The following is a 21026-nucleotide window of genomic DNA, read 5'->3' on the forward strand; positions in this document are numbered from 1 at the left end:
TGAAGTCTTTCCCCATCAGGCATCCAACCATTACCTAGGAATTCGACTGTGACTCAAACGCCCGTTGTCCTCCTCGCGGAGGAACTTTCGCCCGCCACCATCGACGCCCTCGGAGAGGGATTCGAGATCCGCACGACGGACGGATCCGACCGCCAGGCCCTCCTCCGGGACATTGCGGACGTCGACGCGATCATGATTCGCTCCGCGACCAAGCTGGATGCGGAAGCCTTCGCGGCCGCTCGCCGCCTCAAGGTCGTCGCCCGAGCCGGTGTCGGTTTGGACAACGTCGATATTCCCGCTGCCACGGCCGCGGGCGTGATGGTGGTCAACGCCCCCACGTCCAACATCATTTCCGCGGCGGAGCTGACCGTCGGCCACATTCTGGGGCTGTCCCGGAACATCGCCGCCGCCGACGCTTCCATGAGGGAGGGACAGTGGAAGCGCTCCCAGTACACCGGAATCGAACTCTTCGAGAAAAAGGTCGGCATCATCGGCCTGGGCCGGATCGGTGGACTCGTTGCCGAGAGGCTCCGGGCGTTCGGGACCGAGATCCTCGCCTACGATCCGTTCGTGACGAGCGCGCGGGCGGCCTCGCTCGGCGCCCAGATGGTCGAACTGGAGACTCTGTTCCGGGAGTCCGACATCATCACGATCCACATGCCGAAGACCGCAGAGACGACCGGAATGGTCGACGCCGCAGCCTTCGAGCTCATGAAACCTTCCGCCTTCGTGGTCAACGTGGCCCGCGGCGGCCTGGTCGATGAGGAGGACCTGGCGGAGGCGCTCAAGACGGGCAAGATCGGTGGAGCCGCCATCGACGTCTACGTCTCGGAACCGCCGCAGGGCGTCGAATTCGTGGGCATGGACAACGTGGTCACCACGCCCCACCTGGGTGCGTCGACTGCGGAAGCCCAGGAGAAGGCGGGGATCTCCGTGGCCAAGTCGGTCAAACTGGCCCTCGAAGGGGAACTGGTCCCCGACGCGGTCAACGTGGCCGGCGGCCCCATCGACGCCGACGTCCGACCCGGCATCGCGCTCGCCGAGAAGCTCGGCCGAGTACTCACCGCGTTGACCCACGATTCACCGCTGACCAGCGTGGAGGTCAAGGTGGCTGGGGAGATCGCGTCCAAGGACGTCTCGTCGCTGAAACTCGCGGCCCTCAAGGGCGTTTTCACGGACGTCGTTTCCGAGAAGGTCTCCTACGTCAACGCCCCCATGATCGCCGAGCAGCGCGAGATCGAGACCACCCTGGTCACGACGTCCGAGGTGGAGGGTTTCCGCAATGAGACGACCCTCTCGGCCATTCTGGCCGACGGCACGCGCATTGCAGTCTCGGGGACGGTCACCGGACCCAAGCTCGTGGAGAAGCTCACGGGTGTCAACGGCTTCGATTTCGAGGTCGGACTGACGGATCACATGATGATCCTCGACTACCGCGACCGGCCGGGCGTCATCGCTTCGATGGGAACCTTGCTGGGAACCGCAAGCATCAACATCGCCGGCATGCAGGTCTCCCGCGGGGAAGGGCAGGACAAGGACCAGCGGGCCCTGTCCGTCCTGGCCCTCGATTCGCCGGCTTCCCCCGAAATGGTGGCATCGATCAAGTCGACCATCGAGGCCGACCGTACCGCGTTCGTCTCGCTCGTCGACTAGATCCCGACGACCGACCACGACGCCGCCCGGCCCGACTCTCGAGGTGGGCGGCGTCGTGACGGTTCAGTACCGCACTATCCACAGGCCGGCGTCCGGGGCAGGAGGACGCCGGCATCTGCCTTAGAGTAGGAGCCATGACTTCCACTTCAGCCGAGCCCTTCTACATCACCACGGCTATCGTTTACCCGAACGGTGATCCGCATATTGGCCATGCCTACGAGCACATCGCCACGGACGTCATGGCGCGGTTCAAGCGCCTGGACGGATACGACGTGCGGTTCATGACCGGAACCGACGAGCACGGTCAGAAGATGCAGACCTCGGCCGAGAAGCAGGGGGTGACCGCCAAGGTGCTGGCGGACAAGAACTCCGCTCGCATCAAGGCGATGGACGACCTCCTGGGTGTCAGCTACGACCGTTTCATTCGGACCACGGATCCGGACCATGTGGCTTCCTGTCAGGAGATGTGGCGGCGGATGGAAGCCAACGGGGACATCTACCTGGACAAGTACGAAGGCTGGTACTCGGTCCGTGACGAAGCGTTCTACGGCGAGGACGAGACCGAGGTCAGGGAAGACGGAGTCCGTTACGCGATCCCCACGGACACCGAGGTCGAGTGGACCGAGGAGGAGTCGTACTTCTTCCGGCTCTCCAAGTACCAGGACCGGCTGCTCGAGCTCTATTCCTCCGAGGGATTCGCCTACCCCGAATACCGTCGCAACGAAGTCGCTTCCTTCGTGCGGTCCGGGCTGAGGGACCTGTCCATTTCGCGGACGACGTTCGACTGGGGCATCCCCGTTCCGGGCGACGAAAAGCACATCATGTACGTGTGGGTCGATGCTCTGACCAACTACCTCACGGGACTGGGCTTCCCCGACACCGAGGGGGAGTTGTTCCAGAAGTACTGGCCGGCGAATTTCCACGTGATCGGCAAGGACATCACCCGGTTCCACACGATCTACTGGCCGGCTTTCCTCTGGTCCGCGGGGCTGGAACTTCCCCGCGAGGTCTTCGCTCACGGATTCCTGCTGGTGGACGGCGCGAAAATGTCCAAGTCCGTCGGAAACGTGCTCGACCCTGCGCAGTTGGTGGAGAGTTTCGGCGTGGATCCCCTGCGGTTCTTCCTGCTTCGCGAAGTGACCTTCGGCCAGGACGGTTCCTACAGTGCTGCCGCGATCGTTTCTCGCGTCAATTCGGACCTGTCGAACGACCTGGGGAATTTGGCGCAACGATCCCTGTCCATGGTTGCCAAGAACTGCGGATCCGCCGTTCCTGAGCCGGGGGAGTTCACGGCCGAGGACCGCGAGGTGCTGGACGCAGCGGATGCTCTGTACGCTCCGGTGCGCGAGGACTTCGACCGCCTGGACTACCACCGCGCCCTGGAGCGCGTGTGGAAGGTCATTGCCCAGGTCAACCGGTACTTCACGGCGCAGGAGCCCTGGAAGTTGCGGAAGACGGATCCCGCGCGCATGGCGACGGTCCTCTACGTGACCCTGGAATCCCTGCGCATTGTGGCCACTCTCGTCCAGCCCGTCATGCCTGATTCAATGGGTCGACTGTTGGACCAGCTCGGCCAGCCAGAGGGGGAGGCCCGTGCCTTTGCGGCCCTGGACCATCGGATCGTTTCAGGCACGGCCTTGCCGGCGCCCGAAGGCATCTTCCCCAGGTATGAGGCGGCCACAGAATAAAGGTATCCGCCTTGTATCCAGATAAACAAAGTTGGAACCTTGTTATGCGTTTCATCGAGTTCCACCCTTGTATCGAACCGTAGCGGCTGGCAGGATCGACACATGTTCGTTCTGACCGTGGACCAAGTGGGTTCGAGGGAGGCCGCGGATGCCGTGCCTCATCTCGAGCGAGCCCGCGGCGTCGAGGAGGCCGTCCTCCGCTTCGACAGGACGGCCGGGGACGAGGCCCAAGCAGTCTTCGATGCGGCGGATCCTGCGATTGAGTGTCTGCTTGCCCTCGCCTCGAGCGGCGAGTGGCACTGCGGTCTCGGCCAGGGGACTATCGAACCGCCCTGGCCGAAGACCGCCCGGGAGGGGAGGGGCTCGGCCTACATCAACGCGCGGGCTGCCGTCGAGGATGCCAAGCGTCCCGGTGCACATCACGTCGGATTCACCGCAGACTCGGATCTGGGCGCCGGAGTCCGGTCCGGATTGCGGGCAATCGTGACGATGTGGAGCAAGAGAGGGGCAAAAGCCCGAGAGGCCTACGACCTCGCCGTGACCGGAATGACCCAGGCCGACATGGCGCGTCGCCTCGGGATCAGTCAGCAAGCGGTGTCCGGCAGGTTGTCCGCGAGCATGTACCGGGAGACAGAGGATCTCCGCCGCGAGATGATTCGCTGGGCCCAGCACCTGGACTCGACGGACGGTCTCGCGAGGACAGCGGGGTCATCATGACTCTGATCGCCCTCTCGATCATGATCCTGGCGGCCGTGCTCGGCGCCATCGTGTGCTTCCGCGTCCCCGCGGTCAGTGTTCGAACACGCCGCACCTGGGCCCTGGTGTTCCTGATTCTGCTGGTCGCGGCCGCAAGCGCCGCCACGGCCAGTGCCCTTCAGGGGGAGGGCGTCGGGGTCGAACCGTGGGCCGCCGTGGTTGCCATCGTCTCCGGGGTTGCGGCTGCCGCGCTGACCGGGTCGCCCGTGACCGCCGCTGTGCTTCAGTTCTCCCAACGGAGCGGAAAGCTCTACCGATCGGGCAGGCGCCGCGAACCATCGGAGGCGCCCGCAGATCCCGAGCGCGATTCCGACCTGCACGGCGGATTGTGGATCGGGGTCCTGGAGAGGGTCGGTGTGGCCGTCACCCTGATCGCGGGGTGGCCGACAGGGCTCACGGTGCTCGCCGCGATCAAGGCCCTGGGCCGGTTTGCCGAGCTCAAGCAGCCGGACGCCGTCGAACGGTTCATCCTCGGAACCTTCGGCTCATTCCTCTGGGCGGCCGCCTGGGCCGGGGTCGCGATGCTCCTGACTCGAGGGCTGTGATCTTGTTCGAACCGAGGAATGTTGGCCCGGAATCCCGACCGGGCCCGGGCCATGGCTCACATACTGAGATCGCATCCTACTATGTGGGCGTGACGGGCTCCAAGGGGCTACCTTGTCTCTATGAGCGACACCACGGATACCCGCACCCTTGACCTGGCCGTCATCCCCGGAGACGGCATCGGCCCCGAAGTCACGGAACAGGCGTTGGCCGTCCTCACGAAGGCCGCGGGCCGTGCGGGCCTGCGTGTCTCGCCGACTCACTATGAACTCGGTGCCGAGGCCTGGCTTCGCACGGGGGAGACGCTGACGGACGAGAAGCTCGCCTCGCTCCGTGAGCACCAGGCCATCCTCTTCGGCGCAGTCGGGGCCGATCCGCGATCGACTCAGGTTCCTTCGGGGCTCATCGAACGCGAAATCCTGTTGCGACTGCGATTTGCCTTCGACCACTTCATCAACCTGAGGCCGTCACGGCTGTATCCCGGTGCCGTGTCCCCCTTGTCCGCGCCGGGCGACATCGACTTCGTCGTCGTCCGTGAGGGCACGGAGGGGCCGTATGTCGGCAACGGGGGAACGGTCCGCGAGGGCACGGAGCACGAAATCGCGACCGAGGTCTCCGTCAATACGGCCCATGGCGTCGACCGGTTGATCCGCTACGCCTTCGACCTGGCGGCCTCGAGGGACAGGAAGCACTTGACCCTCGTTCACAAACACAATGTGTTGGTCCACGCCGGTGGCCTCTACCGCCGCACCTTTGACCGGATCGCCCAGGAATATCCGCAGGTTTCCACGGACTACATTCACGTCGATGCCGCGACGATCTACATGACCACGGATCCGGCCCGGTTCGACGTGATCGTGACGGACAATCTGTTCGGGGACATCCTCACCGACCAGGCCGGCGCGATTTCAGGCGGCATCGGCTACGCCGCCTGCGGCAACATCAACGCGGAATTCACGGCGCCGTCCATGTTCGAACCCGTACACGGATCGGCGCCGGACATTGCCGGACGGGGAATCGCGGATCCCCGTGCCGCGATCCTAGCCGGAGCTTTGTTGCTTCGTCACCTGGGCCACGAAGACGCAGCGAGTACCATCGAGTCAGCAGTCGAGGACGATATGCGGGACCACGGCGCCGAGCAGCGATCGACCGCAGACATCGGTCGAGCTGTTCTCGCCGGGATCTGAGCCTCTCCTCTCTTCCCCGATAGTCCGGGCGCCGCCGCAAGGACGCGGCGGTCGCGCGGTACAAGACACACACGCACATGCTGGAAACGGAGCCCACGTTGAGCACTTCGACCTTCACCACCACCGAGAACCAGGAACCGACCACACCGGAAAGGCTGGCCGAGATTCTGGCGGCTCCCGGGTTCGGTGAATTCATGACGGACCACGTGGCCAAGGTCGAGTGGAGCGGCGAGAGCCCGGACGGCGGCGAATGGCGGGATGCCCGGATCGAGCCGTACGGCCCCCTGAGCCTCGATCCCGCGACGTCGGTCCTGCACTACGGCCAGGAAGTCTTCGAGGGGCTCAAGGCGTACCGTCACCAGGACGGCTCCGTCTGGTTGTTCCGGCCCGAGGCGAATGCCCAGCGATTCCAGAAATCGGCGAGGCGACTGGCCCTCCCGGAGCTTCCGGTCGACCTCTTCGTCGACGCCGTCCGGAACCTCGTGGAGAAGGACTCGCGGTGGATCCCGGAGGGAGAGGGGACTTCGTTGTACCTCAGGCCCTTCATGATCGCGACGGAAAAATTCCTCGGCGTTCGGCCGACGCACGAGGCGCTGTTCGAGGTCATCGCCTCACCCGCGGCCAACTACTTCGGAACTCCCGAGCCCGTCGACATCTGGTGGGCCCGAGACTACGCCCGAGCTGGCGAAGGCGGCACGGGCGCAGCCAAGTGCGGCGGCAACTACGCGGCCAGCCTTCTGCCTCAGACAGAGGCGGAGGAGAAGGGGTGCAAGCAGGTCATCTTCACCGACCCCCACCGGGACAACGCCGTCGAGGAGCTCGGGGGCATGAACGTCTTCTTCGTGTTCAGCGACGGAACACTGGTGACCCCGGAATTGACCGGAACCATTCTGGAAGGAATCACTCGCACCTCGATCATCCAGCTCGCAGAGGAACAAGGATACCGGGTCGTCGAGCGAAAGATCACAGTCGACGAGTGGCGTGACGGCGTGGAGAGCGGCGAGATCGCGGAAGTCTTCGCGTGCGGCACGGCCGCCGTCGTCGCGCCCATGGGGCGTCTGCTCTGGGAGGACGGCGAGATTCCGGCGGCGAAGAACACCAACGGTGAAGTGACCGAACTGTTGCGGACGCAACTGACCGGGATTCAGACCGGACGGGTCGAGGACCGTTTCGGGTGGTTGACCCGCGTCGTCTGATCCGACCCGTGCTCGTCCTCGCGGCTCTCTTCCGAGGGCCGAACGTCACACCTGTGGATTGCTGAGCTGTGTCTGCGGTATAGGCGCTAACCTGGATTCATGCGCATTGCACGATTTACAGCCGAGGACCAACTGTTCTACGGACGCGTCGACGGCGAGGACGGTCAGGAGACCGTGACCGTACTCGCGGGCGACCCGTTCTACACAGGGATCAACCCCACAGAAAAGACCTTCCCGATGGCCGACGTCCGTCTGGTCGCGCCCATCATTCCCCGTTCCAAGGTCATTGGTGTGGCCAGAAACTGGAACGAGCACGCGAGCGAGCTCGGGAACGAAGCACCCACCTCGCCTCAATTCTTCCTCAAACCGAATACCTCCGTGGTCGGTCCCGGGGATCCCGTGACCCTGCCGGATACCAGTGAGGAAGTTTCCTACGAAGCCGAACTGGCCGTGGTCATCGGGCGCATGTGCAAGTCGGTTCCGGTCGAACGTGTTCCCGAAGTGATCTTCGGATACACCTGCGGCAACGATCTGACGGCGCGTGATCTCCAGGCCACCGACCTCCAATGGACTCGCGCCAAGGGATTCGACGGTTCGTGCCCGCTCGGGCCGTGGATCGAAACGGATCTGGACACAGAGAACCTCAGCGTCAGGTCGTGGGTTGATGGTGAATTGAAGCAGGACGGCTCCACGAGCGACATGATCTTCGGCGTCGCCGATCTGGTGTCCAGGATCTCCGATGCCTTCACCCTGCTGCCCGGTGACGTCATCCTCACGGGCACACCGGCGGGTGTCGGCCTCGTCGAGGACGGGCAGGAAGTCGAAATTGAGGTCGGCGGTATCGGCGCACTCGTCAACCGGATGCGGCGGGCCTGACCACACGACGGCGGGGCCACGCCCCGGAAACCTCTGAGAACGAAAGCGATGAGTATCCAAGAATCATGACAACCGAAGCCATTAAGCCGACGGTGAGCGAAGACCGTCCCGTACGCGTACGCTTCTGCCCCTCACCGACCGGCACACCCCACGTGGGCATGGTCCGGACCGCTTTGTTCAATTGGGCTTATGCCCGTCACACGGGCGGGCGGCTCATCTTCCGCATCGAAGACACGGACGCGCAGCGGGACTCCGAAGAATCCTTCAACCAGGTCATTGAGTCGCTGCGGTGGCTGGGCATCGAATGGGACGAGGGGGTCGGCGTCGGAGGACCTCACGAGCCCTATCGGCAGTCCGAGAGGGGCGAGATCTACCAGGACGTCATCGGCCGCTTGAAGGACGCGGGCTATGTCTACGAGGACTTCTCGACTCCCCAGGAAGTCGAAGAGCGCCATCGTGCCAAGGGCGAGGACCCGAAGCTGGGCTACGACAACTTCGACCGTGATCTCACCGAGGAGCAGAAGGAAGGCTTCCGTGCTGAGGGGCGTGAACCGGTCTTGCGTCTGCGCATGCCGGACGAGGACATCACGTTCAACGATGTCGTTCGCGGGGAGATCACGTTCAAGGCCGGGTCCGTTCCGGACTATGTGGTGGTGCGGGCGAATGGCAACCCGTTGTACACGCTCGTCAACCCCGTGGACGACGCCCTGATGGGCATCACGCACGTGCTCCGGGGAGAGGACCTGTTGTCCTCGACGCCGCGTCAGATCGCCCTGTACAGGGCTCTGGTGGGCGTGGGGATCGCCGAATTCATCCCGGAATTCGGGCACCTGCCGTACGTCATGGGCCAGGGGAACAAGAAGCTCTCCAAGCGGGACCCGGAATCGAATCTCTTCCTCCTGCGGGACGAGGGATTCATCAAAGAAGGTCTGCTCAACTATCTTTCCCTCTTGGGTTGGTCGCTTTCCGCGGACGAAGACATCTTTACCGTGGATCAATTGGTCGAGAATTTCGATGTTCACGATGTCCTCGCCAACCCCGCTCGGTTCGATGTGAAGAAGGCCGAAGCGATCAATGGTCAGCACATTCGCATGCTCGATGCGGCTGATTTCGAAGAGCGTTTGTTGCCCTATCTGAGAGACGCCGGAATCGTTGACGAGGAACTCAGCGACAGGGAACGGCAGATCCTGCACGAGGCGGCCCCCCTGGTCCAGGAAAGGATGCAGCTTCTCGGTGAGGCGCCCGGGCTCCTCGGGTTCCTCTTCCGCGGCGACCAGGAGATCGTCATCGCGGATGATGCGCGGAAGCAGCTCAAGGAATCCGCTCCGGACGTCCTGCGCGCCGCTCACGAGGCGCTGTCGCAGCTCGAGAACTGGGAGAGCGCATCGATCGAGCAGTCGTTGCGTTCGGCCATCGTCGAGGGCCTGGAGATCAAGCCGCGCCTGGCCTTCGGCCCCGTTCGCATTGCCGTCTCGGGCGCGCGGATCTCGCCGCCCCTTTTCGAATCGCTCGAAATCCTCGGAAGGGAGTCCTCGTTGCGTCGGATCGACGCCCTGATCCGGGACCTGGCGGACCGGTCCTGAGGTTCCGGCCAGGCTGTCGCCGGTCGCGCGTCTCTCCGCCGGAGTAGGGGCGCGACCGGGTCGCCTGAGGGTGGCCGAGGCCACGTTGTGCGAGGTTGCGTGGGTCGGGTGGGGGCTGTAGAGTATTTACTCGTTGCGGAGATGAGGCCGGAAGGCCGAAACGCCGCAAACAGTGGGATATGGTGTAATTGGCAACACAGCGGTTTCTGGTACCGTCGTTCTAGGTTCGAGTCCTGGTATCCCAGCGAACATAGCTCTGATATAAAAATCACGTGTTATGATTCACATCGGTCGATTTGGAAACAAACTCCAGAGTGTGTAAGATAAATCGAGCGGTCACGAGGAAGACAGTAATTCCGAAATGACATTCTGGCCCCATCGTATAGCGGCCTAGTACTCCGCCCTCTCACGGCGGCAACACCGGTTCGAATCCGGTTGGGGTCACAGGTCAAAGAGCCCGGCACAACAGTGCCGGGCTCTTTTTATTGTCGGTCAGGGATTCGCCCCGATCATTCTGGATTCATGGACGATCGACGCAGCGTAGGGCCGAGCGGGCGGCGTGACCGAGTCGCAGGAGCGAATATCCTGGGCGAACCGAATTGCCGCTCCGGACCGAAGCCACTCCGCGCCCCGCCCGTCCGGCACGGCACAGACCCGCAAGCAGTGCCACCCAGACAGGCGGTGATGGTCCCGCAGGGACAGATCAGGGTTCCCGGAGGGACAACCGGGCCGCAGGGATCACGGAGTCGCGCAGAATCATGGGGGGAGTGAATTCTCCCGGCAGAGCGCGGATCTACTGAGGAGCCCTGAGCGCTTCGGTCAGCTGACGGGCGGCCTGGGCGACGACGTCGGAATGCAGCCGACCGGGTTGGCGAGTCAGGCGCTCGATGGGTCCCGAGATGGAGACGGCCGCGATGACCTTGCCCGAGGGGTTGCGAACGGGCGCCGACACCGAGGCAATGCCGCGTTCGCGTTCACCGACCGACTGGGCCCAGCCGCGGCGTCGAACCGCGGAGAGAACCGTCGCGGAGAAGCGGGCCTGCCGAAGGCCTTCAAGGAGGCGATTGTGGTCCTCCCAGGCGATGAGCACCTGAGCCGCCGAACCGGCTTTCATGGACAACTGGGTGCCCACGGGGATGGTGTCGCGCAGGCCAATGGGGCGCTCTGCTGATGCGACGCAAATGCGCCATTCGCCCTGGCGTCGATAGACCTGGGAAGATTCGCCCGTCAGATTCCTGAGCTGGTTGAGCACGGGGCCTGCCGCGGCAATCAGGCGGTCCTCGCCGGCGGCGGAGGCCAATTCGCCGAGCCGGGGCCCGAGAACGAACCGTCCCTGAACGTCTCGCGCGACCAGCCGATGATGGGCGAGGGCAACCGCCAGACGATGCGCCGTGGGTCGGGCGAGGCCGGTGGCCTCGACCAGCTGCGACAGGCTGGCCGGACCGGCCTCGAGGCAGTCCAGAATATGGGTGGCCTTGTCCAGAACCCCGACCCCGCTGGGGCGGGCCCGGACGGACATGGGGTTCGCGGTCCCCATGCCACCAAGAATCTCGTCGCTGCCCGACGCGGCCTCGACGGTGGCAGGAGTGGTCTCGGAAAGTTCGCTCATACCCACCATAGTGAGTTCTCAAATACTGGAATGCAAGTCCACGTTCTGGAAGACCTGCGTGTTCGTGGGCAGAATGAGTTTCGCAAGCACACAGGAATTCGGAGGACAACATGACGGATTCATCGGCCCGCCCCAGGACCCTGGCCGAGAAGGTTTGGGCCGACCATCGAGTCGTCGCGGGGCAGGATGGCAAACCCGATCTGATTTACATCGACCTGCACCTCGTTCACGAGGTGACCTCGCCCCAGGCATTCGAAGGGCTCCGCCTGGCCGGACGGCAGCTTCGCCGCCCGGACCTCACGATCGCGACGGAGGATCACAACACCCCGACGCAGGACATCTTTTCCCGCATTGCGGACGAGACCTCACGCCAGCAAATCGAGACCCTGCGCGCGAACGCCGAAGAATTCGGGGTCCGCATCCATTCGCTGGGTGATGAGGAGCAGGGGATCGTCCACGTGGTCGGCCCCCAGCTCGGTCTGACCCAGCCCGGCATGACCGTGGTCTGCGGCGATTCCCACACGTCCACCCACGGGGCCTTCGGTGCCCTGGCCTTCGGTATCGGCACGAGCGAGGTCGAGCACGTCATGGCCACCCAGACGCTCTCGCTGGCGCCGTTCAAGACCATGGCCATCACGGTCAACGGCCACCTCCGCCCCGGGGTCACGGCGAAGGACATCATTCTGGCCGTGATCGCCAAGATCGGCACCGGCGGGGGACAAGGATACGTCCTCGAATACCGCGGAACCGCGATCGAAGAACTGTCGATGGAAGGGCGGATGACGATCTGCAACATGTCCATCGAGGCGGGTGCCAGGGCCGGCATGGTCGCTCCGGACCAGACGACGTTCGACTACGTCCGCGAACGGCCTCACGCGCCACAGGGTGAGGACTGGGACCGGGCCGTCGAGTATTGGCAGTCCCTGCGCACGGACGAGGGCGCAGTCTTCGACCGAGAAGTCACGATCGATGGCAACGAGCTCGAGCCGTTCGTGACGTGGGGGACGAACCCCGGCCAGGGCGTACCCCTGTCGGAATGCGTCCCCGATCCCGAGGACGCTGCCGACGAGGGATCCAAGGCGTCCGCGGCCAAGGCGTTGGAGTACATGGACCTGAAGGCCGGTACCCCGATGAAGGACATCGCTGTGGACACCGTGTTCCTGGGGTCGTGCACCAACTCCCGCATCGAGGATCTGAGGGCCGCGGCCGAGATTCTCAAAGGCCGGTCCAAGGCCGAGAATGTGCGCATGATGGTGGTCCCCGGATCTGCGCGCGTGCGTCTCCAGGCCGAGGAGGAGGGCCTGGACCAGGTCTTCAAGGAATTCGGCGCCGACTGGAGGTTTGCCGGCTGCTCGATGTGCCTGGGGATGAACCCGGACCAGCTCGCACCCGGCGAGCGGTGCGCGTCGACGTCCAACCGAAATTTCGAAGGCCGACAAGGCAAGGGCGGGCGCACGCATCTCGTGTCGCCCCTCGTGGCGGCCGCGACGGCCGTCAGAGGGACACTGAGCTCGCCCTCGGACCTGACCGACGCATAGGAGGAGAACCCGATGGAACCCATCACTACCCATACCGGCGTCGCCGCCCCGTTGCGCGCGTCGAACGTGGACACCGACCAGATCATCCCGGCCGTCTACCTCAAGCGCATCACCAAGACCGGGTTCGACGACGCCCTGTTTGCCGGGTGGCGCAAGGACCCCGAATTCGTGCTCAACCAGGAGCCCTATCGGAATGCCTCCGTGCTGGTCGCAGGGCCGGACTTCGGCACGGGATCTTCCCGTGAGCACGCCGTCTGGGCGCTCAAGGATTACGGCTTCCGGGTGGTGCTCTCGCCCCGATTCGCTGACATCTTCCGAGGCAACTCCGGCAAACAGGGGCTGGTGGCAGCCCAGGTGGATCAGCAGGACATCGAGTTGATCTGGAAGTCCATCGAGGAGAACCCGGGAATGGAGGTGACGGTCGATCTCGAAGGGAGAACCGTCACCTGTGGGTCGCTCGTGGTGCCGTTCCAGATCGATGAGTACACCCGGTGGCGGCTCATGGAAGGACTCGATGACATCTCCCTGACGCTTCAGCAGGAGAGCGACATCACGGAGTTCGAGCAGACGCGCCCCGAGTTCAAACCTCGTACGCTACCGGCGAAGTCCTGAGCGGGGTACGACAGAAACAGCGCTCGGTCCACGCTCACGCCGTGCGTATGACGGGTCGAGACCGCCGATCACGTGATCAACAGCCGGGGTCCGGTATCGTGTTCGCTGCACCATTGAGGCAGCAGAAATTTGACTGCCCGATGGTGCCGTAAAATAGTTCTAGAATGCGTGTCACTTGCGGACACGTAGGAATCACGGGGACCGCTGAGGTCCAAAGACACGAAGATTGGAACTTTATGATCGGCGCATTGCACATTGAAGGCGGCGAACCGCTCCGCGGAGAAGTGACGGTTCGCGGGGCCAAGAATCTTGTCCCCAAAGCCATGGTGGCCGCCTTGCTCGGTGCAACGCCGTCGGTGCTTCGCAGCGTACCGGAGATCAAGGACGTCAACGTCGTGACGGATCTTCTGTCCCTCCACGGGGTCACGGTCGGCAAGGACCCGGAGAACGGCGATCTGAGCCTGGACCCCACGAACGTGTCCGTGGCCCGCCATGCGGACATCGATGCACATGCGGGGGATTCCCGTATCCCGATTCTGCTGTGCGGTCCGTTGCTTCACGCCATCGGCGAAGCCTTCATTCCTGATCTCGGCGGTTGCAAGATTGGCGATCGGCCGATCGATTACCATCTCGAAGTTCTCAGGAACTTCGGTGCAGAGGTCAACAAGCTTCCCTCGGGTATCCGCATGACGGCCCCGAAGGGGCTCAAGGGCGCCAAGATCGACCTGCCCTACCCCTCGGTCGGAGCAACGGAGCAGGTGCTCCTGACGGCGACCCGCGCCGAGGGCAACACCGAATTGCGTGGCGCGGCCACCGAACCCGAGATCATGGATCTCATCGCGATCCTGCAGAAGATGGGCGCCATCATCACGGTCCAGACCGACCGCGTCATCCATATCGAGGGTGTGCCCCATCTGAGCGGATACAACCATCGTGCCCTGCCCGATCGCATCGAGGCGGCTTCCTGGGGGTCGGCAGCGCTGGCGACCGGGGGCGACATCTTCGTCCGGGGCGCCCACCAGTCGGACATGATGGCCTACCTCAACACCTTCCGGAAGATCGGTGGCGGTCTGGACATCACCGACGAAGGAATTCGCTTCTACCACCCGGGCGGCAAGCTGAACTCGCTCATCGTCGAGACCAATGTGCATCCCGGATTCATGACCGACTGGCAGCAGCCGCTCGTCGTGGCCCTGACCCAGGCGGACGGCGTCTCCATCGTCCACGAGACAGTGTACGAGAACCGGTTCGGTTTCACGGGTGCTCTGAACCGGATGGGAGCGTCCATCCAGCTGCACCGCGAATGCCTCGGATCCGTGCCCTGCCGTTTCGGCCAGCGCAACTTCCTGCATTCCGCGGTGATCTCCGGTCCGACGCCGCTGCACGGTTCCGACATCAACATTCCCGACCTCCGCGGCGGCTTCAGCCACCTGATCGCCGCCCTGGCTGCGGAGGGACAGTCGCACGTGACCGGCGTCGAACTGATCAACCGTGGGTACGAGCGATTCGTGGAGAAGCTCGAGGGTCTCGGGGCCCAGTTCGACCTCGAGACGATGGCGGCCAAGTAAGGATGTCGACGGACGAGCGCAAGTCACCGGGCACGTCGCGAAAGACCCGTCCAATCAGGACGACGACGCCGAGCAAGAGCGGCGACCGCCTCTTTCGCTGTGTCGCCTTCGGGGTGCGCCACGTCTTGGACCTCATGTTGTCCAAGACGTGGACCGGCACCGAGAAGCTTCGGCGCGACGAGGGCTACATCGTCGTGGCGAACCACGTGACGGAGATCGACCCCACGTCCGTGGCGTATCCCGTGTACATGACGGGCACGATACCTCGGTTCCTGGCCAAGGAATCGCTGTTCCGCGTCCCCGTGCTCGGAACGGTGCTCAGCCGGACGGCGCAAATTCCCGTGTTCCGAGGGTCGATGGAAGCCAAGAAGTCCTTGGAGAGCGCACGCGCGGTGATCGACGCCGGCGGTGCGGTTCTCATCTACCCCGAGGGGACACTGACCAAGGACCCCGACCTGTGGCCCATGGCGGGGCGGACCGGTGCGGCCCGGCTGGCCATGGCCACCGGCGCTCCCGTGATTCCCATAGCCCACTGGGGTGACCAGGAATTCCTGGCACCGAAGGCGACGCGTCCGCGGCCGTTCCCGCGGAAGCACGTCCACGTTCTGGTCGGTGACCCGCTGGACCTGTCGGATCTGCGCGGTGAGGACCGCACGGATCACGTGAGCCAGCAGGCCCTGGCCGAAGCAACGGACCGTATGATGGACGCACTGACGTCGCTCGTCGAGCAATTGAGGGGCGAAAAGGCCCCGGACGGTCGGTGGGATCCTCGCCTGAAACAGCGGGTGCCCAGAACGCGAACGAACGAGGAATAACGCGGATCCGGCCCACGCCGGCCGTACCGCAACGGCAATCGACCGGAAGGAACATCGTGAGCGAGACCGTTCGAGCCCCAACAGTTCCCCCGACCGTCCCGACGCCGCGCAAGGTTGCGGTCCTCGGTGCGGGCAGCTGGGGGACCGCGTTCGCGAAGATTGCAGCCGACGCCGCGCGAGTCGATGCGGACAGCGACCCTTCCTGGAAGGTCGTGCTCTGGGGGCGTGACGAAGCCGCCATGAACCTCATGGCCGAAACCGGAACCAACGACCGGTATTTTCCCAACGTGCGTCTGCCCGGGAACCTCGAGTTCACCGCGAACCAACGCGAGGCCCTGACCGGCGCCGACGTCGTCGTTCTGGCACTGCCTGCCCAAGTCCTGCGTGACCAACTGGTGTCCGTCGCCGACGCCGTCCCCGAGGAGGCCGTGCTCGTGTCCCTGGCCAAGGGCCTCGAGCGCGGGACGGGGCTGCGCATGTCCGAAGTCATCGCAGAGGCACTGCCCGGAAGCGAGGGGCGGATCGCCGTGCTCTCCGGGCCGAACCTGGCCCGCGAGATCATCCAGGAGCAGCCGACCGCGTCGGTGGTGGCCGCGGTCTCGGACCCCTCTGCCGGCATGGTGAGCCGTGTCTGTGCGACGCCGTACTTTCGCCCTTATACGTCGGCGGACGTGGTCGGCGTCGAGATCGGGGGCCTGGTCAAGAACGTCATCGCCCTGTGCGTGGGAATCTGCGAGGGGCGTGACTACGGGGACAACTCCAAGGCCTCGATCATGACCCGCGGACTCGCTGAGACGACGCGGCTGGCGAGCGCGCTCGGGGGAAGACCTGAGACCCTGGCCGGGCTGGCAGGGATGGGCGACCTCGTGGCGACCTGTTCTTCTCCCTTGTCACGCAACCACACGGCGGGTCGACTCCTTGCCCTGGGACTCAGCGTGGAGGAAGTCTCCGCACGCATGACGCAGACCGCAGAGGGCATCAAATCTGCTCCTGTGGTCAGAGACCTGGCCCGGCGCCACGGCGTCGAAATGCCGATCGTCGAAGCCGTGACCTCCGTGTTGGCCGGCGAGATCACCGTGGACCAGCTCCAGCCGATGCTGCTGGGTCGTCGACTCAAGGCCGAGACCCCGCACGGCGGCCCCGAAGGAACCAACGCTCCCGGCCAGTAGTATGGCCCGAAACTCCTGAGACCATCAGACCCCAAGACCTCGAGAGAGAGCCCATGACCACCAACGCAGACAACGGTCGCACCACCGTCGGGATCCTGTTCGGGGGAGTATCCTCCGAGCACTCGATCTCCCTCATCACCGCCAAGGGCGTCCTCGGGGTCCTCGACCACGAAAAGTATGAGCCCGTGCTCATCGGGATCACCCCGTGGGGAACATGGCATCTCAGCAGCGAGGAAGAACTCGGCCGCCTCATGGACGGCGTCGCTCTTCCGCGGTTCACCGGAGAAGGCCCCCAAGTTTCCCTCCCGATGGGGGACCCGAGCGAGGGGCTCAGCCTGAAGTACGACGATGCGAGTTTCGAGACCGGACCGCACCTCGACGTCGTCTTCCCCCTCCTGCACGGCCCGTTCGGGGAGGACGGAACGGTCCAGGGCCTGCTCGAACTCGCTGGTCTGCGCTACGTCGGTGCGGGCGTGACAGCATCCGCGGTGGGGATGGACAAGCACTTCATGAAGATCGCCTTCGAATCCGCCGGACTCGAGGTCGGTCCGTACACCGTGGTCACGGCCCGAGACTGGGCCAACGATCGGGCCGGCGCGATCGAACGCATCAAGAAACTGCAGCTTCCGGTGTTCGTGAAGCCGGCCCGGGCCGGTTCCTCGATGGGAATCACGAGGATCGAGGACTGGGCGGACCTGGACGAAGCCATCCAGAGCGCCCAGAAGCTCGACCCGAAGCTCGTGGTCGAGGAGGGCATCAGCGGACGCGAAATCGAGTGCGCCGTGCTGGACGGATTCGGCCACGAGATGCCGCAGGCCTCCCACCCCGGCGAAATCGAGATGGTCGGAGACGAACACGTCTTCTACGATTTCGAGGCGAAATATGTGGAGACGGCCTCTTCCGAACTGCGTTGCCCGGCCGATCTCCCGCAGGACGTCCAGGACTCGATACGCGACAAGGCGGTGCAGGCGTTCCTGGCCCTTGACGGGGAAGGGCTGTCCCGGTGCGACTTCTTCTACACGGACGACGGCCGCGTGGTCATCAACGAAGTCAACACGATGCCGGGCTTCACGCCCATTTCCATGTACGGCATGATGTGGGCGGAATCCGGGATCGGGTACGGCGAGCTGGTGGACCGACTGATCCGGCTCGCTCTGGACAGGGAGCCCGGCCTCCGCTGATCTGGAGGATGGGGCCGGTTCGTGCAAGCCGGCCGGCCCTCAGCCGTCCTTCGAGAGGTCCAGGTCGTCGGACACCGAGGTGCACTGCTTGGTCTGGTCGATCCTGCCGACGGCCGACTGGAGATCCACCAGAAGGGTCGAGGAATTGACCTTGGCGGCGTCGAAAGTGACCTGGACGGCGGGGGACCGACCGAAGGACGTGGCCGTCCACGTCCCTTTGCCGTTGAGTGTCTCGCCCTGGTCCTGTCCCGTACCGCCCGACTGAGATCCCTTGCTCTGAGACGTGTCGTCGGTTCCGTCCTCCTGTTTGAGCGTCCAATCGACGTCGTTGACCCGAACGCAGGGGTCGGTGACCGGTTCCTTGACCCGCGCCCCGCACTTGAGAATGATCGAGGCCGGATCGCCCCAGGCGGCGGTGGCCTGGGCCGTGGTTTCCCGCTTGTCCTGCCCGGCAAGAGTGTCCGGCATGGCCACCATGGCACGGGCGCAGTCCGGGTCGGTCGCGTCCGGAGCGGCGTCCACGGTCACTGCCGAGGAGCAACCGCTGATCAGGAGCACTGAGGCAGCCGCGCCGCAGAGTAACGTTCTGCGGGCCGGCCAGCCTTTCTGTACCTTTGCGGCGGGGCGTTCTACACTGGTCGATCGAGAGCGACCGAGACGATGGGGCATCACGTCCTCGAGGATACCCCAGCGTTCCTGGTCAATGCCCGGTGAACCATCCGGGGGAGACACACCACGAGCGGATCTGGACAGCCAGACGGGACCATCCGGAAAGGCCACTATCATTCGCAACAGCGACAGGTCGGACGAGAAGAGCCGAACGGGGCAGCGCGCCGTCTACTACGGCGCGACCTGCGCCGCCGTTATCGGTGTGGCAGGTCTCACCGCCGCGAACGCGGCGCAGGCGTTGGATGGTCCGGAAGACGGAGGCGCCACGCCGGCAGCCCCCACGGCCACTCCCAACCCCTCGGGCGGCACCAACGAGAAGCCGTCGGATGACGGATCACATCGTGAACCCCAACCGGGCCCCTCGCCTTCCTCCACGGAACCGGCCACCGAACCCACCGTGAACCCGACGCAGGATCCGTCCACGGAGCCGACGCAGAATCCGACCACAGACCCGTCCACGGAGCCGACGCAGGATCCTTCGCCGCCACCGACACAGGACCCCGCACCTTCGCACGAGCCGGCACCGGACCCGACCTCGGACTCCGGCACCGGCCAGTCTGACCAGCCCACTGGGGCTCCCACTACCGATCCTTCACCGGCTCCCACGGCCCAGCCGGCGCCCGAACAGACCCAGGATGCCGTCCCGCCTCAAGCGCCGACCGGCAATGCCGGTCATGGCCCTGCCGCAGGAGATCCGGGGACCCAAGGCTCCGGGACCCAAGGCTCTGGGAACCAGGGCTCCTGGAATCAGGGGGACCAGAACCAAGGGAACCAGGAACAAGTTCCTGATTCCCAGGCCGGGAGCGGACAGAACGGTTCCGCACAGGGCTCTCAGGGCGGAACGCGTTCCGAGAACGGAACCGAGACGTCGTCGTCGGACCAGACGGGACGCGGGGGCAACACCACCGAAGGACAGGACGGGAACTCATCCCAGTCCAACGACTCCGTGGGCGATGTCTCGGGCCTGTCGAGCTGGGTCAGCCACTACCTCAACAGCAAGGACTCCGACAAGGACTCGGCCGAGCCCGTGGATTCGGACACCAACGCCGGTGTCAACGACGTCGGTCAGCAGGCAGACGGATCCGGCAAACAGCAGCAGGCGGGGAGCCAACGGAACCTGTCCGCTCTTCGTGGTCCCCTTCCGATCGCCATTTTCACGATCCTCGCCCTCGGTGGCGTCGGAACGGTCGTGGCCAGGGCGTCCAAGGCCCTTTCGCACTCGAAATCCGGGAAGTAGGAGTGGTCGGACCGTGGACGGTCGCTCAGGTGAGCGAGGAAGAGCTTCTCCGTCCCGTTCTCGAGATCTTCGCCGCGCACAATGAGCGGGCGGAAGCCGCACGGTCGGGAAGGCTCCTGCTCGGCCCGGGAGACGATTGCGCCGTCTATGACCTGACCCCCGGCCGGACCGTGGTCACGGTCGATACCCAGACGCAGGGGCAGGACTACCTCAGGACCTACCCCTGCGGGTATACCGTCCGCGGGTGGGAACTCGGGTGGAAGTCCGCGGCGCAGAACCTGGCAGACGTCGCCGCGATGGGTGCCCTGCCCACGGGGCTCGTGATCAGCCTGACCTTGCCCCCGGAGACCCCGGTCGACTGGGTGACCGACATGGCGCGCGGCTATTGCGCGGCCATCCGGACCCTGGGGGCCGCGCACTGCACCGTGGGCGGCGGCGACGTCGGGTCCGGAACGGAACTCTCCGCGACCGTCGCCGCATTCGGCACGGTCCCGGAAGGCGGCCCGTTGGATGCCTCCCATGGTTCGGCCCGCGGTCGCGCCTCCGGTCCGGTGCTCCGATCAGGAGCCCGACCCGGTGACGTCCTGGTGCTTGCGGGAACGGTCGGACGCGCCGCCGCCGGACTGGAAATTCTCATGGACCGCCAGGGGGCCTTTCCGATGCCGGTCCCGGAGCACGCGGAGACAGGGCCCGCGTGGGGAGCGCCCGAGGACGACCCGTCGGCACTTGCGGCCTCGCAATTGCGCCCGCTGCCGCCTCTCCATCTCGGACCGGACCTTGCCGCGGCCGGGGCGACCGCGATGATCGACGTGTCCGACGGACTGCTCAAGGACGCCGAGCGGGTCGCGCGGGCATCAGGAGTTGCCATCGACGTCGATTCCTCCCGGCTGACCCCGCTCGTCGAACCCCTGCGGAGGGCCGCGACGTTCGTCGATGAGGACCCGCTGGAATGGGTACTCCACGGGGGAGAGGATCACGGGATCCTCGCTACGCTGCCATCCACAGCTGACCTTCCTGCAGGTGCGATTGCGATAGGCTCGTGTGGAGAATCTACCGATCGGGCGCCACACATCAGCGTGGACGGAAGGCCCCGAGACCAAAGGGGATGGGATCATTTTGCAGCAAAGGACCGGGTCTAGCGCCGTT

18 protein-coding genes and 2 tRNA genes are annotated in these 21026 nt (G+C 64.9%); 18 read left to right on the forward strand and 2 right to left on the reverse strand.

The features are described 5' to 3' along the window. Positions 1-48 precede the first annotated feature (48 nt). From serA to EWU68_RS02140, 10 genes are all read left to right on the forward strand, one after another. On the forward strand, positions 49-1653 hold the full coding sequence (serA, locus tag EWU68_RS02095) for a phosphoglycerate dehydrogenase (RefSeq protein WP_129314200.1): 1605 nt from the start codon (positions 49-51) through the stop codon (positions 1651-1653). Between the two features lie 134 nt (positions 1654-1787). After that, positions 1788-3341 carry a methionine--tRNA ligase gene (gene metG / locus EWU68_RS02100; RefSeq protein WP_129314201.1) on the forward strand — a complete coding sequence of 518 codons (1554 nt, stop codon included), beginning with the start codon at positions 1788-1790 and terminating at the stop codon, positions 3339-3341. A 102-nt stretch (positions 3342-3443) separates the two neighbouring features. After that, complete coding sequence (locus EWU68_RS02105) at positions 3444-4058, forward strand: hypothetical protein (RefSeq protein ID WP_129314202.1); 615 nt, start codon at positions 3444-3446, stop codon at positions 4056-4058. Then, positions 4055-4642, forward strand: a complete 588-nt coding sequence (locus tag EWU68_RS02110) for a hypothetical protein (RefSeq protein ID WP_129314203.1) — start codon at positions 4055-4057, stop codon at positions 4640-4642. The genes EWU68_RS02105 and EWU68_RS02110 overlap by 4 nt, the downstream gene beginning before the upstream one ends. 120 nt (positions 4643-4762) lie before the next feature. Further along, on the forward strand, positions 4763-5827 hold the full coding sequence (locus tag EWU68_RS02115) for a 3-isopropylmalate dehydrogenase (protein ID WP_129314204.1): 1065 nt from the start codon (positions 4763-4765) through the stop codon (positions 5825-5827). Between the two features lie 77 nt (positions 5828-5904). Beyond that, positions 5905-7023 (forward strand): branched-chain amino acid aminotransferase, encoded by a 1119-nt coding sequence (locus EWU68_RS02120; protein WP_129314205.1) that lies wholly within the window; start codon positions 5905-5907, stop codon positions 7021-7023. Positions 7024-7122: 99 nt separating this feature from the next. Next, on the forward strand, positions 7123-7899 hold the full coding sequence (locus EWU68_RS02125; RefSeq protein ID WP_129314206.1) for a fumarylacetoacetate hydrolase family protein: 777 nt from the start codon (positions 7123-7125) through the stop codon (positions 7897-7899). Between the two features lie 65 nt (positions 7900-7964). Next, complete coding sequence (gltX, locus tag EWU68_RS02130) at positions 7965-9482, forward strand: glutamate--tRNA ligase (protein WP_129314207.1); 1518 nt, start codon at positions 7965-7967, stop codon at positions 9480-9482. A 173-nt stretch (positions 9483-9655) separates the two neighbouring features. Next, positions 9656-9727, forward strand: a tRNA-Gln gene (locus EWU68_RS02135). A gap of 126 nt (positions 9728-9853) precedes the next feature. Further along, positions 9854-9926: transfer RNA gene (locus EWU68_RS02140), tRNA-Glu, on the forward strand. A gap of 349 nt (positions 9927-10275) precedes the next feature. Here the strand turns inward: EWU68_RS02140 and EWU68_RS02145 are convergent. Continuing rightward, a complete protein-coding gene (locus EWU68_RS02145; RefSeq protein WP_129314497.1) occupies positions 10276-11001 on the reverse strand; it encodes an IclR family transcriptional regulator in 726 nt (241 codons plus the stop codon). A 200-nt stretch (positions 11002-11201) separates the two neighbouring features. Here EWU68_RS02145 and leuC point away from each other — a divergent pair, with 200 nt between their 5' ends. The 6 genes from leuC to EWU68_RS02175 all read left to right on the forward strand — a co-directional run bounded on the left by leuC (position 11202) and on the right by EWU68_RS02175 (position 17974). Further along, positions 11202-12629: a 3-isopropylmalate dehydratase large subunit gene (gene leuC, locus EWU68_RS02150; RefSeq protein WP_129314208.1), complete on the forward strand. Its 1428-nt coding sequence runs from the start codon at positions 11202-11204 to the stop codon at positions 12627-12629. Positions 12630-12641: 12 nt separating this feature from the next. After that, positions 12642-13241, forward strand: coding sequence for a 3-isopropylmalate dehydratase small subunit (gene leuD / locus EWU68_RS02155; protein WP_129314209.1), 600 nt, complete (start codon positions 12642-12644; stop codon positions 13239-13241). A 236-nt stretch (positions 13242-13477) separates the two neighbouring features. Beyond that, the gene (gene murA, locus EWU68_RS02160; RefSeq protein ID WP_129314210.1) at positions 13478-14809 is read left to right on the forward strand and encodes a UDP-N-acetylglucosamine 1-carboxyvinyltransferase; all 1332 of its coding nucleotides are present in this window, start codon (positions 13478-13480) and stop codon (positions 14807-14809) included. A gap of 134 nt (positions 14810-14943) precedes the next feature. Next, entirely contained in the window at positions 14944-15624 is a 681-nt protein-coding gene (locus EWU68_RS02165) for a lysophospholipid acyltransferase family protein (RefSeq protein ID WP_238692257.1), read from the forward strand. Positions 15625-15680: 56 nt separating this feature from the next. Beyond that, on the forward strand, positions 15681-16793 hold the full coding sequence (locus EWU68_RS02170; protein ID WP_238692258.1) for an NAD(P)H-dependent glycerol-3-phosphate dehydrogenase: 1113 nt from the start codon (positions 15681-15683) through the stop codon (positions 16791-16793). A gap of 53 nt (positions 16794-16846) precedes the next feature. Beyond that, entirely contained in the window at positions 16847-17974 is a 1128-nt protein-coding gene (locus EWU68_RS02175; protein ID WP_129314212.1) for a D-alanine--D-alanine ligase family protein, read from the forward strand. A 39-nt stretch (positions 17975-18013) separates the two neighbouring features. Here EWU68_RS02175 and EWU68_RS02180 read toward each other — a convergent pair whose 3' ends face one another. After that, positions 18014-18532, reverse strand: coding sequence for a DUF3515 family protein (locus tag EWU68_RS02180; RefSeq protein ID WP_238692259.1), 519 nt, complete (start codon positions 18530-18532; stop codon positions 18014-18016). A 145-nt stretch (positions 18533-18677) separates the two neighbouring features. Between EWU68_RS02180 and EWU68_RS12970 the strand changes: the two genes are divergently transcribed. Both EWU68_RS12970 and thiL read left to right on the forward strand, forming a co-directional pair. Beyond that, on the forward strand, positions 18678-19880 hold the full coding sequence (locus tag EWU68_RS12970; RefSeq protein WP_162421336.1) for a hypothetical protein: 1203 nt from the start codon (positions 18678-18680) through the stop codon (positions 19878-19880). 29 nt (positions 19881-19909) lie between these two features. Then, positions 19910-21019 carry a thiamine-phosphate kinase gene (thiL, locus tag EWU68_RS02185; protein WP_162421338.1) on the forward strand — a complete coding sequence of 370 codons (1110 nt, stop codon included), beginning with the start codon at positions 19910-19912 and terminating at the stop codon, positions 21017-21019. Positions 21020-21026 lie beyond the last annotated feature (7 nt).

This window comes from Rothia koreensis, from assembly GCF_004136575.1.
Lineage (GTDB): Bacteria > Actinomycetota > Actinomycetes > Actinomycetales > Micrococcaceae > Rothia > Rothia koreensis.